This is a genomic window from Brevibacillus sp. MCWH (assembly GCF_013096935.1).
In the GTDB taxonomy this organism is placed as follows: Bacteria; Bacillota; Bacilli; order Brevibacillales; family Brevibacillaceae; genus Brevibacillus; species Brevibacillus aydinogluensis.
In genome coordinates this window covers 116,077-132,744 of sequence record NZ_SDLF01000005.1, presented here as the reverse complement: position 1 = coordinate 132,744, position 16,668 = coordinate 116,077, and the positions used below count along the sequence as shown (strand labels likewise).

General features: G+C 55.6%; 16 protein-coding genes. 9 read left to right on the top strand and 7 right to left on the bottom strand.

Translation table 11 applies throughout. The features are described from left to right. Nucleotides 1–20 precede the first annotated feature (20 nt). Nucleotides 21–1,151, bottom strand: a complete 1,131-nt coding sequence (gene solA, locus ETC00_RS06560; protein ID WP_171565170.1) for an N-methyl-L-tryptophan oxidase — start codon at nt 1,149–1,151, stop codon at nt 21–23. Between the two features lie 333 nt (nt 1,152–1,484). Next, nucleotides 1,485–1,928: an Hsp20/alpha crystallin family protein gene (locus ETC00_RS06555; RefSeq protein WP_171565168.1), complete on the bottom strand. Its 444-nt coding sequence runs from the start codon at nt 1,926–1,928 to the stop codon at nt 1,485–1,487. Nucleotides 1,929–2,126: 198 nt separating this feature from the next. On the opposite strand from ETC00_RS06555, the gene ETC00_RS06550 reads away from it, so the two are divergent. The 4 genes from ETC00_RS06550 (at nt 2,127) to motB (ending at nt 5,896) form a co-directional block, all read left to right on the top strand. Then, nucleotides 2,127–2,909: an IucA/IucC family C-terminal-domain containing protein gene (locus ETC00_RS06550; RefSeq protein ID WP_171565167.1), complete on the top strand. Its 783-nt coding sequence runs from the start codon at nt 2,127–2,129 to the stop codon at nt 2,907–2,909. A 512-nt stretch (nt 2,910–3,421) separates the two neighbouring features. Further along, a complete protein-coding gene (locus tag ETC00_RS06545) occupies nt 3,422–4,153 on the top strand; it encodes a ZIP family metal transporter (RefSeq protein ID WP_171565165.1) in 732 nt (243 codons plus the stop codon). 128 nt (nt 4,154–4,281) lie between these two features. Beyond that, complete coding sequence (gene motA / locus ETC00_RS06540; RefSeq protein WP_171565163.1) at nt 4,282–5,085, top strand: flagellar motor stator protein MotA; 804 nt, start codon at nt 4,282–4,284, stop codon at nt 5,083–5,085. Then, nucleotides 5,078–5,896, top strand: a complete 819-nt coding sequence (gene motB / locus ETC00_RS06535; protein WP_171565161.1) for a flagellar motor protein MotB — start codon at nt 5,078–5,080, stop codon at nt 5,894–5,896. Before motA ends, motB begins: the two co-directional genes overlap by 8 nt. Nucleotides 5,897–5,926: 30 nt before the next feature. Here the strand turns inward: motB and ETC00_RS06530 are convergent, their stop codons facing one another. Continuing rightward, nucleotides 5,927–6,340 carry a winged helix-turn-helix transcriptional regulator gene (locus tag ETC00_RS06530; protein ID WP_171565160.1) on the bottom strand — a complete coding sequence of 138 codons (414 nt, stop codon included), beginning with the start codon at nt 6,338–6,340 and terminating at the stop codon, nt 5,927–5,929. Between the two features lie 143 nt (nt 6,341–6,483). Between ETC00_RS06530 and ETC00_RS06525 the strand changes: the two genes are divergently transcribed. Further along, nucleotides 6,484–7,041: a DJ-1/PfpI family protein gene (locus tag ETC00_RS06525; protein WP_171565158.1), complete on the top strand. Its 558-nt coding sequence runs from the start codon at nt 6,484–6,486 to the stop codon at nt 7,039–7,041. A gap of 241 nt (nt 7,042–7,282) precedes the next feature. Then, entirely contained in the window at nt 7,283–7,483 is a 201-nt protein-coding gene (locus tag ETC00_RS06520; RefSeq protein ID WP_171565156.1) for a hypothetical protein, read from the top strand. A gap of 863 nt (nt 7,484–8,346) precedes the next feature. Here the strand turns inward: ETC00_RS06520 and ETC00_RS06515 are convergent. The 3 genes from ETC00_RS06515 to ETC00_RS06505 all read right to left on the bottom strand — a co-directional run bounded on the left by ETC00_RS06515 (nt 8,347) and on the right by ETC00_RS06505 (nt 10,309). Further along, on the bottom strand, nt 8,347–9,003 hold the full coding sequence (locus ETC00_RS06515) for a hypothetical protein (RefSeq protein WP_171565155.1): 657 nt from the start codon (nt 9,001–9,003) through the stop codon (nt 8,347–8,349). Between the two features lie 33 nt (nt 9,004–9,036). Beyond that, on the bottom strand, nt 9,037–9,609 hold the full coding sequence (locus ETC00_RS06510) for a C39 family peptidase (protein WP_171565154.1): 573 nt from the start codon (nt 9,607–9,609) through the stop codon (nt 9,037–9,039). A gap of 229 nt (nt 9,610–9,838) precedes the next feature. Then, the gene (locus ETC00_RS06505) at nt 9,839–10,309 is read right to left on the bottom strand and encodes a low molecular weight protein-tyrosine-phosphatase (RefSeq protein WP_171565153.1); all 471 of its coding nucleotides are present in this window, start codon (nt 10,307–10,309) and stop codon (nt 9,839–9,841) included. Between the two features lie 97 nt (nt 10,310–10,406). Between ETC00_RS06505 and atoS the strand changes: the two genes are divergently transcribed. From atoS to ETC00_RS06490, 3 genes are all read left to right on the top strand, one after another. Continuing rightward, entirely contained in the window at nt 10,407–12,260 is a 1,854-nt protein-coding gene (atoS, locus tag ETC00_RS06500; RefSeq protein WP_171565152.1) for a two-component system sensor histidine kinase AtoS, read from the top strand. Then, nucleotides 12,232–13,623: a sigma-54-dependent transcriptional regulator gene (locus ETC00_RS06495; RefSeq protein WP_171565151.1), complete on the top strand. Its 1,392-nt coding sequence runs from the start codon at nt 12,232–12,234 to the stop codon at nt 13,621–13,623. Before atoS ends, ETC00_RS06495 begins: the two co-directional genes overlap by 29 nt. Nucleotides 13,624–13,835: 212 nt before the next feature. Next, entirely contained in the window at nt 13,836–15,161 is a 1,326-nt protein-coding gene (locus ETC00_RS06490) for a short-chain fatty acid transporter (protein WP_171565150.1), read from the top strand. A gap of 103 nt (nt 15,162–15,264) precedes the next feature. On the opposite strand, the gene ETC00_RS06485 is transcribed toward ETC00_RS06490, so the two are convergent. Next, entirely contained in the window at nt 15,265–16,608 is a 1,344-nt protein-coding gene (locus ETC00_RS06485; protein ID WP_171565149.1) for a hemolysin family protein, read from the bottom strand. Nucleotides 16,609–16,668: the final 60 nt, after the last annotated feature.

Here is a 16,668-nt window from a genome sequence, read left to right as displayed (position 1 = left end):
GCTGTTTGCGTGCAATTTGTTCAGAAGCGGGTCACTCGAAACAGGGACAGGTCGATCTCTGATGTTCCCCGGGTGATCAACTGGCTGGCTGCTTCTCCCACGGCGCTGGCGAATTTAAAGCCGTGACCGGAAAAACCGGCGGCGATGACGATATGGGGATATTCGGGATGACGATCTATGATGAAGTGTTCGTCAGGCGTATAGGTGTACAGGCAGACCTTGCCCTGGCGAAGCGGTCCGGCAGCCTGGGGCATATACCGTTCCAGGAACGACCGCGTATCCGCTTCGTCCGAGGGATAAAGGCCAAAGGTCCGGTCCAGCTGGTCCGGGTCGGCCGGCTGCCCGCCGTCGTGCCGCCCTATCTTGACCCCCGCGCCGTCCAGGCTGGGAAAACCGTAAAACATCGAATCGGCCAGCGTGAAAAGGAAGGCCGGAAAGCGGTCGCTGCTGTACAGCTGTTCGTCCGCAGCAAACCAGGAGACGGTTTTGCGGGTGGGAGTGAGCGGCAGGGAGAGGCCGAGCGAGACCAAAAGCCCTGCGCTCCAGGCGCCGGCGCTGATCAGCAGCGCGCTCCCGCTGTAGGTGTCGGTTTGCGTTTGCACGCTGACACTGTCGCTCTTTGCCTGAATGCCGGTCACCCGCTCGCCGGTGCGCAGCTCCGCTCCGGCAGCCAGCGCCCGGTTGCGGTAGGCGCGGATGCACTCTTCGCTGTAGAGAACGCCCGCTGTCGGTTCAAAACAACCGAGAAACTCTGCGGGCAGACGGATGCCCGGCCAGCGCTGTCCGACATTCCCCGCGTCCAGCACTTCCAGCGGCAGCGAGTATTGCGCTGCACTCTCCTGCACCTCTCGTAGGAACGGCGCGTCCGCAGGCCCCGCGCTGAGTACGCCCGTTTGCACGAACAGGCGCTTTCCCGTTTCTTCGGCCAGCTCAGCCCACAGCTCTTTGGCCCTCAGCGCCAGCGGCACGTACTGCCTGCCTTCGCCGTATGCGTACCGGATGATTCGGGTATCCCCGTGATGGCTCCCCCACTGGTGAGGCGGATCGCCGGAATCCAGGAGCAGTGTTTTCACTCCTTGCCGGGCCAGGTAATACCCCGCTGCCATGCCCATTGAACCGGCTCCGATGACAATCGCGTCGTAGTGTCGCACGATGGGTTCCTCCTTTTCCCGTTACCCTGTTTCGCAATTCTTTGTCTCTTTTGTGTTTGTTCCATTATCCTACACAAGCGCGCGCAGGTCGAGCTTCCCTTTCGCCCCACTGATTATCTGTGAGGAGAGGCGGGAGTAGTGGAAAGAACAGTTTTCGCCACTATTTGGGCTCATGCGGAACTGGGGAAAACGTACCGGTCACAGACATGGTGTAACGAACGTAAGCCGCACAACACGACTTCCCGTGACAGTTTTCCGCCTCCTGACCAGAGTGCCTGGTCCAAAAAACTACGCCTCCCTGTGCGGGGAGGCGTGTTTCCATGCTGGCGGGACCTAGTGAAACTCCACGTCAATGCGCCGCTTCTCATCCGGATGCGCTTTGGGAATGCGCACTTCCAGGACGCCGTTTTTGTAGGTGGCTTTTACCCCTTCGGAAGAGACACGGGCAGGGAGCGTAACGGAGCGGGAAAAGTGGCCGGAGAACCGCTCCTGCCGGTGCATCCGGTTTTCCTTCACCTCGTTGACCTTGTTGATGCTGCCGGATATGGTCAGGACGTTGTTCTCGATATCGATCTGCACGTCTTCCTTTTTTTCCAGACCGGGGATGTCACACGTCGCGACCACTTCCGTATCCGTTTCGTACACGTCAATGCGGGGAGTGGCCAGGAACCCCTCCGTGCCGGCGAAGAGGCCGGGCATTCCGGTGGTAAAGAAACGGTCCAGCTCGCGGCGCACGTTCTCCAGATGGCGAAATGGTTCATAAGGAATCAGTGACATAACAACCCTCCTTTACGTGCTTACATTGTTATTCTGGCGGTATATGGCAATCGTATGCATCGATTGTGCTGATTTCGTCGTCGTGCCCTTGTGCCGGGAGGGTGGGCGGCTTATAATGGATGTCAGCAAGAAAGATGATAATGAAAATCATTATAGCTGAATATAATGCCAAGGAGAGAACACGAAAGGAAGTCGCCCATGTCCGCCGAATTGAATCTGTCCGTTTTGGAACAAACGTACCGCCTCTCGATCGCAGGCGAAGTGACTGCGCCGCTGGTGTTTGCCGCAGACGGTCTGCTGCAGAAAGAGACCGTCAAGCCGTTTTTGCGCCAGCTGGGTGAACAGATCGGTTCCCCCACGCCCGTGGTGACCGCGTCCATCTTCTTCAAACGCTTCCTGACCGTACTGTGCGGCGGTTTGTACGCCATGTCCGTCTATTCGGCCGGGCTTGATTTATCGCTGGGCAACATTCTTTTGACTGCTGAGAAAAACTGGGCCCTTCCCCGGTTTGTCCTGCGGGATGGGAGTGTCAGCACGCCCGGCGGACAGGGGCGGGACGTCTGGCGGGAACAGGTGCTGCGCCGCTTTTTTGCGGAGACAATTCACCCGCTGATTGCGACCCTGTCTGCGGTTACCGGCATTCACGCCAAGGTTTTGTGGGCGCATACCGCCTACATCGTGCACTACTATTACGAGGAGTGGCAGCAGCGGGAAGAACTGGCTGCGCTTCGCGGTCAGCTTGCCGCCGATTTCCGTTTTCTGTGCCGTCAAGCCGGGCCGGACCTGTTTGGCCTCACCACAGGCAATCCGCTTGACACCAACTTTACCGTCGTCTCGCATCCCAAGCAGCCGGACCGGCAGATTCGCATTCGCCGCCAATGCTGCTTCCAGCACTGCCTGGCGAGCGGCCGATACTGCTACACCTGCCCGCTTTTGAACGAAGAATCGCGGATTCAGCAGATACTTGCTCTCGGACACTGACAGCGCCGTTATTACGGCGCTGTCAGACTGAAGACAAACTGCTTTTATTTATGATGTAGTTTCCCAAGGAACCGATTTTCCCATCGTTTCCAGGCCGCAAGGCCTGCACATTAATCAACCGAAGGTGGAGAAAAAGTACATGGCATGGGGTGATGGGGCAAAGCGAGCTCCTTTGACGACCTGCAAAGCGAAAAGACGCAAGACGCGGGGAATACAGGGGGCACAAGTCTCACTTCGTCGAAATACCCAGATGTTTGCCCCCTGACCGCGTCGCGTTTTGGAGCGGACTCTATCGACTTCGTTGCTGGTCGTCAAGAGAGCGAGTGGGCCCCATTACCCATGCACCACGGACTTTGTCTACACGCTGACAGCGCCGTTATTACGGCGCTGTTTCTGCCTGCAAGCGGGAGCCGGGAGGACCCGGGATTGACGGGCAGCCAAGTGTTTCCTTCTGGTCCGCTCTCCGTGGTATCATGTGGGTATCGTGGACTCAAAGCGCTGGAGGAGTGGGAATGGAACAACTGGTCATCGGCAGTTTGCTGTCGGCGTTGGCGACGGGTTTAGGAGCCTTGCCGATTCTCTTCTTTCATTCGGTGACACACCGCTGGCGGGATATCCTGCTTGCCTTTACAGCGGGCATCATGATGGCGGCCGCCACCTTCAGTCTCATTCCGCAGGCGCTGGCGAACGAGCAGTTTGTCGTCGTCTGTCTCGGCGTGTTGACCGGAACGCTTGTGCTGACCGTGCTGGAAAGCCTCATTCCGCACATTGACCTGGAGCACACGCGCGTCAACATCTCGATGGATACGCAGGCGGTGTTGATTCTGTCAGCCATCACGCTGCACAACATACCGGAGGGGCTCTCCGTAGGAGTGAGCTACTCTGCCGAGCATCCCGGACTGGGCGGTCTGATCGCTTTTGCGATCGGGGTGCAAAATGCCCCGGAGGGCTTTCTCGTCGCGCTGTTTCTGATTAATCAGCAGGTAAGCCGCTTCAAGGCGTTCCTGCTCGCCACGCTGACCGGATCGGTGGAGGTTGTCTCTGCCTTGGTCGGCTACCATCTGACGGCGCTTGTGGAGGGGCTGGTCCCTTACGGCCTGTCGTTTGCCGCCGGCGCGATGCTGTTTATTGTCTACAAGGAACTGATTCCCGAGAGTCATGGAGACGGGCACGCGCGGTCGGCCACCTTTTCGTTTATTCTCGGCCTCCTGGTCATGATCGGGCTGACCCAGTGGTTTGCCTAAAGCCGTTTTGCGTTAGCGGTGTAACAAAGAGTTTCGATTTTTCCTCAACTTCCTCTCACAACCCGGAGCAGAAATACCGAAACCATATATAGAGAGATTTTTGATTACGGGAAGTAGGGAGTGTCACCATGGAAAAGTCGACCTGGATCGGTATTGTACTAGGCATCCTCGCAGTTGGTGTCGGAATGGTGCTGAAAAACGCCAGCCTGACATCGTTAATCAATCCGGCAGCATTTATGATTATCATCGTGGGTACGGCTGCCTCCGTGTTCAACGCGTTTCCCCTGTCGGAGATCAAACGGATACCGGCGCTGTTTCGCGTGCTGTTTACCGAACAAAAGCTGCCGTCCAAGCGGGAGTTGATCGACCAGTTCATGCACTGGGCATCCATTGCCCGCCGCGAAGGCCTGCTGGCGCTGGAAAACACCTCCGACGAGATTGAAGATCCGTTCCTGAGAAACGGCATGAAGATGATCATTGACGGTGGCGAACCGGAGTTTGTTCGCGACGTGCTCAATGAAGAAATTCATTCGATCGAGGAGCGCCATCAAGCGGGCGCGCAAATTTTTTCCCAGGCGGGCAGCTACGCCCCGACTCTCGGGGTATTGGGGGCGGTGGTCGGCCTGATTGCCGCGCTGACCAACATGAGCGACGTAGATGTGCTGGGGCAATCCATCGCGGCGGCGTTCGTCGCTACGCTGCTCGGTATTTTTACGGGTTACGTGCTGTGGCACCCGTTCTCCAACAAGCTGAAGCGCAAATCCAAACAGGAAATCGAAATTAAGAAAATCATGGTGGAGGGGCTGCTCTCCATTCAGGCGGGCGTATCCCCGGCGGCTATTGAGCAAAAGCTCCTGGTCTACATCCCGACCCAGGAACGCGTGGAGGCGAGGGATGTGAAGAAGGAGGAGGAGGCCGTGGTAAATGGCTAGACGACTCAAACGTCAGGTACGTCACGAAGAGCACATGGACGAAACCTGGCTGATTCCGTATGCAGACCTGCTGACGCTTTTGCTCGCGCTGTTCATCGTCCTGTTTGCGTCCAGCAAGCTGGATGCGCAAAAATTTGACCAACTGGTCCGCTCCTTCAACGTCGCACTAAACGGCGGGATCAGCGTACTGGATCAGCCGAGCCCGGTGCCGCTCGATCCCACCCTCCCCCAGCAGACGCTGCACAAGGGGCAGCAGGCCGAACGAAACAAGACGGAAGAAGAGCGAAAGCTGGAAGAGGCGTTTCACAAGGAAACGGAAGACCTGAAAAAGCTGCAGCAGCAGATGGAAGCGTACATTATCAGCAACAAGCTGGGAGACAAGCTGCAGACCCAAATGACCGAAGAAGGGCTCCTGATCACCATCCTGGACAACGCGCTGTTTGATTCCGGCAAGGCCGACCTTAAGCCGGAAGCGCGGAAGCTGGCGACGGAACTGGCAGCGATGCTGGTGCCTCACCCCAAAAAGGTGACCGTCACCGGACATACGGACAACGTCCCGATTCATCGCCCGGAGTTTCCCTCCAACTGGGATTTGAGCGTCAAACGGGCGGTCAACTTCCTAAAAGTCCTGCTGGAAAACAAACAGCTCGATCCGCGCAAGTTCAGCGCGACCGGCATGGGCGAGTACCATCCGGTGGCCAGCAACGATACACCGGAAGGACGGGCAAAAAACAGACGGGTGGAAGTGGCCATTTTGCGCGACCTGATGGCACCGCCGAAAAACAGTGTTCAGCCATCACCATCACCATAAGCAAAGGCAAAGGGATAGCGCGACAAGCGTCTATCCCTTTTTTGACACCTCTTCAGTTTCAGCTTCCGCTTCCGCAAGCCCCATCTCTTTTTTGATCGCAGCCATGCGTTTTTTTCCCCATTCGTACATCATCTGAATGATGGGCAGCAGGGTCATCCCCAGCTCCGTCATGGAATACTCCACACGCGGAGGCACTTCCGGGTAGACTTCCCGATGAACGATGCCGTCCTCGATTAGTTCTTTCAATTGGTTGGTCAGCATCTTGTGCGTAATTTTGGGGAACAGCCGCTGCAGTTCGCTGAAGCGGTGCGGCCCTTCTACCCCGAGATGCCACAGGATGACGATTTTCCACTTGCCGCTGATAATGGACAGCGTCAGTTCCTTCTCGCAGTTAAAGTCTCCGTTGCGGATCTTCTCCTGAATCTCCTTGCGAATGTCAGACATGTCCTTCTCCTCGTTTGCTTGAAATTCGTCAATAGTATCCTTTTTGTAACCATCGCACGAAAAAGTGCATGCTTTCGACGTATGGCATACGTGACTATAATATTGCTTGTCACATAAACACATTGTAAAGGAGTGGAGCCAGAATGTCGAAAAAAGTGCTGATCCTGACCGGTGACGCCGTCGAAGCACTGGAAGTGTACTACCCGTACTATCGATGCCTGGAGGAAGGATTTGAGGTAACGATCGCTTCCCCGACGGATAAAAAGGTGCTCCATACTGTCGTGCACGACTTTGAAGATTGGCAGACGTTTACGGAAAAACGGGGCTACCAGGTGGAAGCCCACGCTTCGTTTGAACAGATCAACCCGGAAGAATACGACGCGCTGATCATTCCGGGCGGGCGCGCTCCGGAACACATCCGGATGCACAAGGATTTTCCCCGCATCGCCCGTCATTTCTTCCAACAGGATAAGCCGATCATGATTCTGTGTCACGCCAGCGTGGCCTTGACGGTGATCGCTGACCAGATCAAGGGGCGTCAGATGACCGCCTACATTGCTTGCCGTCCGGAGGTGGAAGCAGCCGGGGCGACTTACGTGGAAACCCGCTTCCATGTGGACCGCAACCTGATCTCCGGCCATGCCTGGAACGATCTGCCGCAGTTGATGAAAGAGTTTATCAAACAGGTACAAGCTTCCTGATAGACACGCAGGAGAAAGGACAGCGTCAAAACACGCTGTCCTGTCCTTTTTTGTGATGAGCAGTACCACCTGAGTCTTGACCATCATCGCGGACTAATAGCAAGCTGACGTCGGTTTTCTGATGACCGCAAGTGTTTAACGGTATGACAAAATTGTAAATCCACTTACCAAGATATTTACAAATTATTGTAATATATATACAATTTGGAATGGAAAAATCCCAAAATAAGGAGGGAATGTTTTGAAAAAGACAGTTTCATTATCTGTGCTAACCTTAATAACGGTATTTTCTCTCACAGCACCAGTTGTTGTGAATGCTACCCCTGCAGTTTCTAAAGTAAGTACATCTCAGAAGAATGAACAACAAATAGAACAAAAATATTCTTACTTTTACAAGGGCATTAACTTTTCAGGTAATTCACCTCTTTCTGAAAAGTGGTAGAAGAATTCTATAAATTGCTACAAAAACATTCGGTAGAAGAAGATCAGGAAGGAATTAAAACAAATTCAAATAATGGAAAACGCAAAAGAACCATATTTCAAGTTTTTGTATTTTGCTTCCTTATTGGTAACGTTTAAGTCCCATGAATGGTTCGATTTCATAGTTCAAAATAGATTTATTAGTATAACAATAGCAGCAGCAATCCTGTATCTTGTGGTGAAAGTCGTCGACAAATACGTATCAGGTTGGTTGCAAAAGGTTTGCGAAAGATTCAATATAAGAGTTGTTTACTTGTATCTTGTTGCCCTCGTGATTTATTTTCTTCTGTAAAGGGCAGCACCGACTAGATACGGGTGTCGGACACTAAGGGACAATCGGCAAAAGCCCCTCACTTGGAGGGGCTCAGACTGAAGACAAACGGTTCATTGAATAAGCGTCCATAAGAAAATGATTTCCAGGCCGAAAGGCGTGCCCATTCATCAACCGAAACTGTAGACAACGTACATCGCATGGAGAGATGGGCCAAGCGAGCTCCTTTGACGACCGGCTCAGCGGAAAAACGAAGACGCGGGGACCAACAGGGGACACAAGTCTCACTTCATCGAAACACCCAGATGTTTGTCCCCTGCCCGCGTCTCGTTTTGGAGCGGACTTCATCCGCTTCTGTGCTGGGCGTCAAGCGAGCGAGCGGGCCCGATCTCCCATGCGCCGCGAACATTGTCTACACGCTGAGCCCCTCACTCAGAGGGGCTTTCGTTTGCCTGGATGTGGTCGAGCAGGCCGCGGCAGCCGACACAGCAAAATCGGGCGAAGTGACAGCACGGTTGGAAGAAGAGGCTGACGGGGAAAATGGTAACCCGAACTCATTCATACTGTTCGCCAGTGCCCTCTTGTTCGCTTGAGTTTACCCATATATCTTCCCATAAATCTTTTGTATTTGTGATTCGCTCTTTCATCTTCTTCAAGACCGTCTCCGGTGACAATTTTTTGTACGGTGATAAGTTCAATAGCTCGGCTGCCCGGCTGGTCAACCACACTTCCTCTTTATTCTTGTCGACGCTCAAAAAGATTCCGCCGCCCTGGAATTCAAAGTAACGAACATCATTGTCTTCTGAATCATTTTGTTGAATCGCCTTATACAATTTCATCAAGTCTTTACTGTAATTTTCACCCCCCATCTGAATCGGCTCCTTGCTGTCCGCAATTACGATACCTTTTGTCTCACCGTTGTCCTGCATAAACCACAGCCACTGGTCCGATGGCTGTAGAATATCTGACAGTTCCTTTCCCTCGTATGAAGCGATTTCTTCCGCAGTGAGTGTGAAGAAAATGGGGATCGAAAAGTTGGACAGTTTCAGATTGTCTATTGATGCTTGCGCTGACACGCTTTTTTCAAATTGTTTCTGAATACGTTGATAATCCTTCAACGCCTGCTGTTCCGGTTTGTCAGAGGCATAACCGATTGCAAAGAAGCCAATAGCGAGCAATACGATTACAGATGTGAAAAGGATTTTTCGCACATTTGTACCTCCTTATTTTAAATATTTCCAAACCTAAAAGGATCTAAAGTTGTATACTTGACCATACCATGTTTGAGAACTGCTACTTTTAAAAGATTTGTAAGACTTAACAAAATGATCTCCATACCATGGATCCATGTAAGTGATATAATCAGTTGATCCCTCGTCATACCCATCGATATTCACATAGTGTCCACCGCCACTTGTCCATTGAATTAGTGCCATGACAGGATTGTCATTGCTATAGATATTGGAGATCAGGCTAGAAAAAGACATTGGAGATTCGGATACACTTGAATTTACCCCGTAGGCATTGAGCCCTCTTTTCACTTCGTACATCGTTGCAGGCAGATTTAGAGTAGCTCCTTTCACCTTATTCACGAAACTTGTTTGGCTGATACTTTTTCCATAATATTTTAAGACAGACACTGAAGTTCCAGCCCAACACCATTGATCTTTTTCTTGTTTTATATTCGGTACATCCAATGAATATGTAGAAGGATAAGCATTTGCCGTTTTTGCAAGAATTATCAATCCAGCAACTATAGATATAGATAATAATTTTTTACCCGACAGTGCAAAAGTATAAGATTTTCTCTTGAACATATTCTACCTCCTAACAACACGCTTTCGTCCGCATATTAACAAAAATGGTATATAATTACAATACTTTTATTTTCAAAATACAAGTCTAATTAGATCAGGGATGTATTGTGCAAACAATCATTAAAAGCCTGGAATTGACCACCTTTTGAATCCCATTCACCAGTTAGGACGGATAAAAATGGAAATCGTTTCTGTACGTGCAACTAACCCGTATAAAGGCAAAAGCCCCTCACTTGGAGGGGCTTTTGTTTGCCTGGATGTGGTCGAGCAGGCCGCGGCAGCCTGCCTCCACCAACTGGTAGACGTAGTCGAACCGGCCGGTGTAATACGGGTCTTCCACGTCGCTCTCCGGCAGGTGCGGCGCGAAGTCCATCAGACGGTAAACAGTTTTGCCGGGCGGGGCCATGCGCTTCAGCGCGGACAGGTTTTCCTCGTCCATGCAGACGATATAGTCAAATTCAGTAAAATCTGCTGGCGTGATCTGACGGGCCCGCAGGGTGTCATGCGGGATGCCCTTTTCACTCAGGACTTTGCGTGTGCCGGCGTGCGGCGGCTCACCGGCATGCCAACCGCCGATGCCTGCCGAATCGATGGCGATTTGCTCCGCCAGCCCTTTCTCCTCCACCAGCCGGCGGAAGACGGCTTCCGCCATCGGCGAACGGCAGATGTTGCCGAGACAGACAAACAAGACTCGAATCATGGACAAACTCCTTTCGCGCATCTCAATCTCCGATACAGTTGTTATGATAGAATAGGATCACACCAAAGGCAAAAGCAAAAAGGGACGTGATTGATACGTGAAAGCATACCTGTACCGGATCCGCTTTGTCGCCTCCGTCATCGCCGTGACCGTGCTGCCGATTCTCGTTACCGGTGCGGTGCTGCTGAGAGCGGCCGAGCAGGCGCTGCTGGAGGAGAAAAAGCAAAAACTGATCGCGGTAACGGAACAGCTCGACTACGTATTGTCGAAAGATTTTGACGCCGTGCTCCGGGAACGAGGGATGCTGACGGCGCCGCGTGAGCAGCAGATCGAAGCGTTAAACCGGGCGCTGGCACCCCTGACGGACCGCCTCGCCGCTGCACATCCGGGGGTCGGGGTCGGCTATTACGCGGCGGGCCTGGATGCGATCGTGACGTACGGTCCCAGCGAGGAGACGGGTCGTTACGTGGGCGAGCCGATCCCTCCCGACCACCCCGGGCGGCGGGTACTGCGCGACGGCGTCATCGAGGTGGCGGTCGGCCAACAGGTGCGGGGAAACATCATGAACGCGATGCTTCCCCTGATCCGTGACGGCCGGATCATCGGATACGCCTGGGCCAACGAACTGATGAGCAGCATCGACGTGCAGCTGGCAGGCATGCGGAGGAGCATCTACGCCATTCTGGGGATCGGCTGCGTGGTGGCGGCTGCGGCCAGCGGCCTGCTCATGCACCGTCTGGAAACGATTCTGGCCGAGATCAAGGCGGGATTGAGGCGGCTGCGGTTTGACCTGTCCTTTCGCATGAAACGGCTGGACGGAGAGCCGGGGGAGATTTCTGACGCGATCAACAAGCTGGCCAGTGACCTGCAGGCGAGCCGCAGCCATACGGAGACGATCGTGCAGAGCATGGACAGCGGCATCGTCGCCCTGGACCATTGCGGACGGATCACGGCCTGGAACGGTGCCGCAGCCCGGATGACGGGACTGGCAGTAGAGCAGGCGGTGGGGCAGACCTATACGGACATCTTTGCCGAGGAAGAGGTGCTGGTGGCTGCGCTGACCGATGCCCTGCATCACGGTCGGACGGTCCGGGACGCGGAGTGGCGGCCCGCCCGCAGCGGGCAGGGAGCACAGGTTGTCAACGTCACCACCTCCATCTGGCGGAGCCCGGCCGGAGAGATGCTGGGAGCCATCGCACTGCTGGACGACCGGACGGAGTGGAAGCGGATGGAGGCCAAACTGGCGCAGGCGAAACGTCTGGCCGTGGTGGGGGAGCTGGCCGCCAGCATCGCCCACGAGGTGCGCAATCCGCTGACCTCGATCAAGGCGTTTGCGCAAATCCTCGAGGAAGAATGGCCGCCCGGACACGACAACCGCGAGTACACCGGTATCATCGTGGAAGAAGTGGAACGGCTGAACCGATTTGCCGACGAACTGCTGCTGTTCGCCCGCCCCAATGAAGAGCGGCACGTCCCCTCGTCCGTGTGCGACGTGCTGGACCAGACGTTGGCGCTGGTGGAGCCGGGCATGGCCAAGCAGGGCATCTCGGTACAAAAGTCGTACGCCGCTTCGCTGCCGGCTGTATTGGCCTCGCCCGAACTGTTGAAACAAGTGTTTCTCAACATATTGATCAACGCACAACAGGCGATGCCAAACGGCGGCAGCCTCAGGGTGGAGGCGGAGGGAGACGAGCGGGAGGCGCGCATTCACGTAACCAACGACGGCCCGCCCATCGCCGAAGAACACCTGCTGTCCGTGTTTGAGCCGTTTTTTACCACCAAACCGGCCGGGACGGGGCTGGGGTTGGCGATCTCCCAACGAATCGTCCAGGCGTTCGGGGGACAGATCAGCGCAGGCAACGTGCCGGGAGGCGTCCGGTTTACTGTGATGCTGCCGGGGACCGACAGAAAGGAGGAAGAGAATGAAAAAACGGGTGCTGCTGGTGGATGACGAGGCCAATGTGCGAAAGGCGCTGACGACGGCGCTGCGCAGAGCGGGGTACGAGACGAGAGAAGCGTCTGGCGGAGCGGAAGCGCTGGAACTGGTGCGCAGCTTTCAGCCCGAGGTGATGCTCCTGGATCTGCGGATGCCGGAGCCGGATGGCATGGAGACGCTGAGGCGGCTGCAGCAGGTGGATGGGCCGCGTCCCAGCGTGGTGATGATGACCGCCTACGGGTCAGCCGCAGACGTGATGGAAGCGATGAAGCTGGGAGCGTTTGACTACGTGCAAAAGCCATTTGACGTGGCCCGGATCAAGCAGGTGGTGGCCAGGGCGATGCATCAGCGCGAGCCGAACGAATCGGCAGGGGTGGCCAGGAGGCAGACAGAGGAACGGACGGACCAACCGGGGCTGGTGGGATTGAGTCCGGCGATGCAGGAGGTGTACAAGCTGGTCGGGCGGGTCAGCACGACCAAAGCAACAGTGCTGATCCAGGGAGAGAGCGGAACGGGCAAGGAGCTGATCGCCAGGGCGATACACGCCAACAGCCCACGCGCGGCCAAGCCGCTGATTCCCGTCAACTGCGGCGCCATCCCGGAAACCCTGCTGGAAAGCGAACTGTTCGGGTACGAACGGGGCGCGTTTACGGGAGCGGCCGGCCGCAAACCGGGGCTGTTTGAGCTGGCGGACGGCGGTACGCTGTTTCTCGACGAGGTGGGCGAACTGAGCATGCCGCTGCAGGTCAAGCTGCTGCGTGTGCTGCAGGATCGGACGCTGGTTCGGCTGGGCGGCGTGGAACCCGTGCCGGTCGACGTCCGGATCATCGCGGCCACCAACCGGGACCTGCGGGAGCTGATTCGGCGGGGGCGGTTTCGCGAAGACCTGTACTACCGGCTGAATGTTGTTCCCATTCACATGCCGTCGCTGCGGGAACGCAAGGAAGACATCCCGCTGTTGGTGCAGCATTTTCTCGCCAAATACGGTCGGGAACTGGGCAAGGAGGGCTGTTATCTCTCGCCCGCTGCGCTGGACGTCCTGATGGCGTATGACTGGCCGGGCAACGTCCGCCAACTGGAGAACACCATCGAACGCGCACTGGTGCTGGCCGCCGGCTCGGCCATCTTGCCGGAGCACGTGGAGGTGCACCCGATGGAAAACGAACCGGTCGGCGCAGCAGACGGGCTTACCGCGATCCGCATCGAGAATCGGACGATGCGGGACATCATTTCAGAGGTGGAGCGGGAAGCGATCGTCCGCGCGCTGCGCAAAGAGCGGGGCAACCGGCTGCGGACGGCCAAACGGCTGGGCATCTCCCGTCGCGCGCTCCTGTACAAGCTGGAAGCGTATGGGCTGGACGGTCAGGAGTGGGAGTAGAGCGCCGACCGCATGCACACGGGCTGCACCGTTACAAACACGAACTGTGCAAACTGGAGTCAATGTGTGCAAAAAGTAGTCAATGATGCGCAAGCATTACGATGAAAGCGCATACATTTTTGCGGCTCCTGTCCTCCCTGACGATTGGCATGTCTTTTGCTACTTCCAAAAATGAAAGGCAGCCAATTCTTTTGAAAAGGGGGAAACGTCACGTGTTTCAAGCCTTGACCAACGCGTCGGTCCGATTGGTGCAGCGCTACCTGCCCGACGCCTTCATCTTCGCCATCATCCTTACATTCGTCGTGTTTTTTGCCGGGATGGCTGTCAACGGAAAGTCGCCGCTGGAGATGGTAACGTACTGGGGAGACGGCTTCTGGGGACTGCTCAGCTTCACCATGCAGATGGTGCTGATTCTTGTCACCGGTCATACCTTGGCCAGCACGGACCTGTGCAAGCGGGGATTGCGCGCGGTCGCTTCCTCGGTCAAAACACCGGGGCAGGCAATCGTTCTGACCAGCCTGATCTCCTGTTTGGCGGCGTGGATCAACTGGGGATTCGGGATCGTCATCAGCGCTCTGCTGGCCCGGGAAATCGCCCGGCGGGTGGAAAACGTGGATTACCGTCTGCTCATCGCCAGCGCGTATGGCGGTTTTGTCGTCTGGCACGGCGGACTGTCCGGCTCCGTCCCGTTGACGGTGGCCACGGAGAACCACAGCCTGCAGGACGTCATCGGCGTGATTCCCACGTCGGAAACGCTCTTTTCGCCGATGAACCTGACGATCGTCATCGCGATCATGGTCGCCCTGCCGCTGATCAACCGGATGATGATGCCGGCGAAAGAGGATACGGTGGTGTACAAAGGGCCGGGCATCGATCATGAGGAGACGGCAGCCGCGTCTGATGCGACAGCAATGGACAGCCCCGCCGCCAGGCTGGAGAACAGCCGCATCGTGTCCATGCTCGTCTCCGCGTTGGGTCTGATCTTCCTGATTGCCTACTTTGTGAAAAACGGCTTCAAACTCAACCTGGACATCGTCAACTTCGGATTTTTGTTCCTCGGCATATTGCTGCACGGCACACCGCGCAAGTTTCTCGACGCCATGAACGAAGCGGTCAAGGCGACCGCCGGGATCGTTGTGCAATTTCCGTTTTACGCCGGCATCATTGGGATGATGACCGGATCGGGGCTGGCCGCCAGCATCTCCCAGTGGTTCATCAGCATCTCCACGCCAGCCACTTTCCCGCTGTTTACCTTCTGGAGCGCGGGTCTGCTCAACGTGTTTATTCCCTCCGGAGGCGGTCAGTGGGCAGTGCAGGGGCCGATCATGATGCCGGTCGCCACGGAACTGGGCGTTTCCCATGCCAAAGTGGCGATGGCGATCGCCTGGGGAGATGCCTGGACGAACCTGATCCAGCCGTTCTGGGCGCTGCCGGTACTGGCCCTGGCGGGGCTGGGGGCGCGGGACATCATGGGGTACTGCCTGATGATGCTGTTCGTCACCGGCGCGATTATCAGCCTGGGATTCCTGCTGTTTTAGCATCCCGCGACACATACACGCTATCCATCCGGTCGAATACGTCTGTCCCCATGAAAAAGCCGGCATCTGTCACATGCAGATGCCGGCTTTCGGTCGTATGCTGTTACACTGCGGTCAATGGCGATTCTTGTTGGTCTGCTTCGGGGGGAACCAACTGTGTGATGGCGATCCGCGTCACGCGGTGATTGTCCATGTCGGTCACCGTAAACAGGTGGTTTTCCCACTCAACGGAAGCGCCGACGGCAATCTCCTCTTCAAGCTGACTGTACAGCCAGCCGCCAATGGTATCGACGTCATCGGACACCAGTTCAAAGGGCAGGTGATCGTTTAGATCAGCCAACAGGGTTTTTCCCGCGACGGACAGGCCTTCCGGCGTTTTTTCGATGTCGGGACGTTCATCCGTGTCAAACTCGTCCTGAATGTCGCCGACAATCTCTTCCAGGATGTCTTCCATGGTGACCAGACCCGCCGTCCCGCCGTATTCGTCGATGACGATTGCCAACTGCGAGCGTCTTTTCTGCATCAGCCGCAGCACATGGCTGATCTCCATCGATTCCGGCACGGTCAGCACGGGGCGGAGGTAATTCTCCAGCCGCACGTCCTTGTTTTCCAGGGCGGCCAGGTAAAAGTCGGTCGCGTGGACAAACCCGATGATGTTGTCCTTATCTTCGTTCGCCACCGGAAAGCGCGTGTGGCGCTCCGTGCGAATAATTTCAAGGTTTTCCTCAAACGTGTTGGAGGTATACAGGCAAACCATGTCGATGCGCGGGATCATGACTTCCCGGGCCAGGGTTTCGGAAAAGTCAAACACGTGCTCCACGAGCGAAAGTTCGGTCTGGTCGATGTGGCCGCTTTGATGGCTCTGCGTGACCAGCAGGCGAATCTCCTCTTCCGTGTGGGCCGCTTCGTGTTCGGACACCGGTTCCAGTCCGGCCCACTTCAGCAGCCGGTTGGCCGTTCCGTTCAGCACCCAGATGGCCGGGTACATTATCTTGTAAAACAGCATCAACGGTGCTGCCACCCACAGCGAGGTCGCTTCCGCTTTCTGAATGGCCAGCGATTTCGGCGCCAGTTCGCCCAATACGATGTGCAGGAACGTGATGAAGGCAAAGGCCACGCCGAACGAAATCGCGGAAATGACGTAGTCGGGCAGTGCGAAGTTGTGCAGCAGCGGCTCGACAATCATGTGTGCAATGGCCGGTTCCCCGACCCAGCCCAGTCCAAGCGAGGCCAGCGTAATTCCCACCTGGCAGGCGGACAGGTAGGCGTCCAGCTGTTGCGTCACTTTTTGCGCGAAGCCGGCCCGTTTGTGTCCTTCATTGACCAGTTGGGTCAAACGCGTCTGGCGCACTTTGACGAGGGCAAATTCAGCCGCAACGAAAAAACCGTTCAGAAAGACGAGAAAAGCGACAAGCAAAAGGTTCAGCACTAGCGGAATACTCTCCAAGTAAACAGTCATCCTCTCTGGAATATTTTGATGTATACTTTTATGTTACAAAATTGGAAC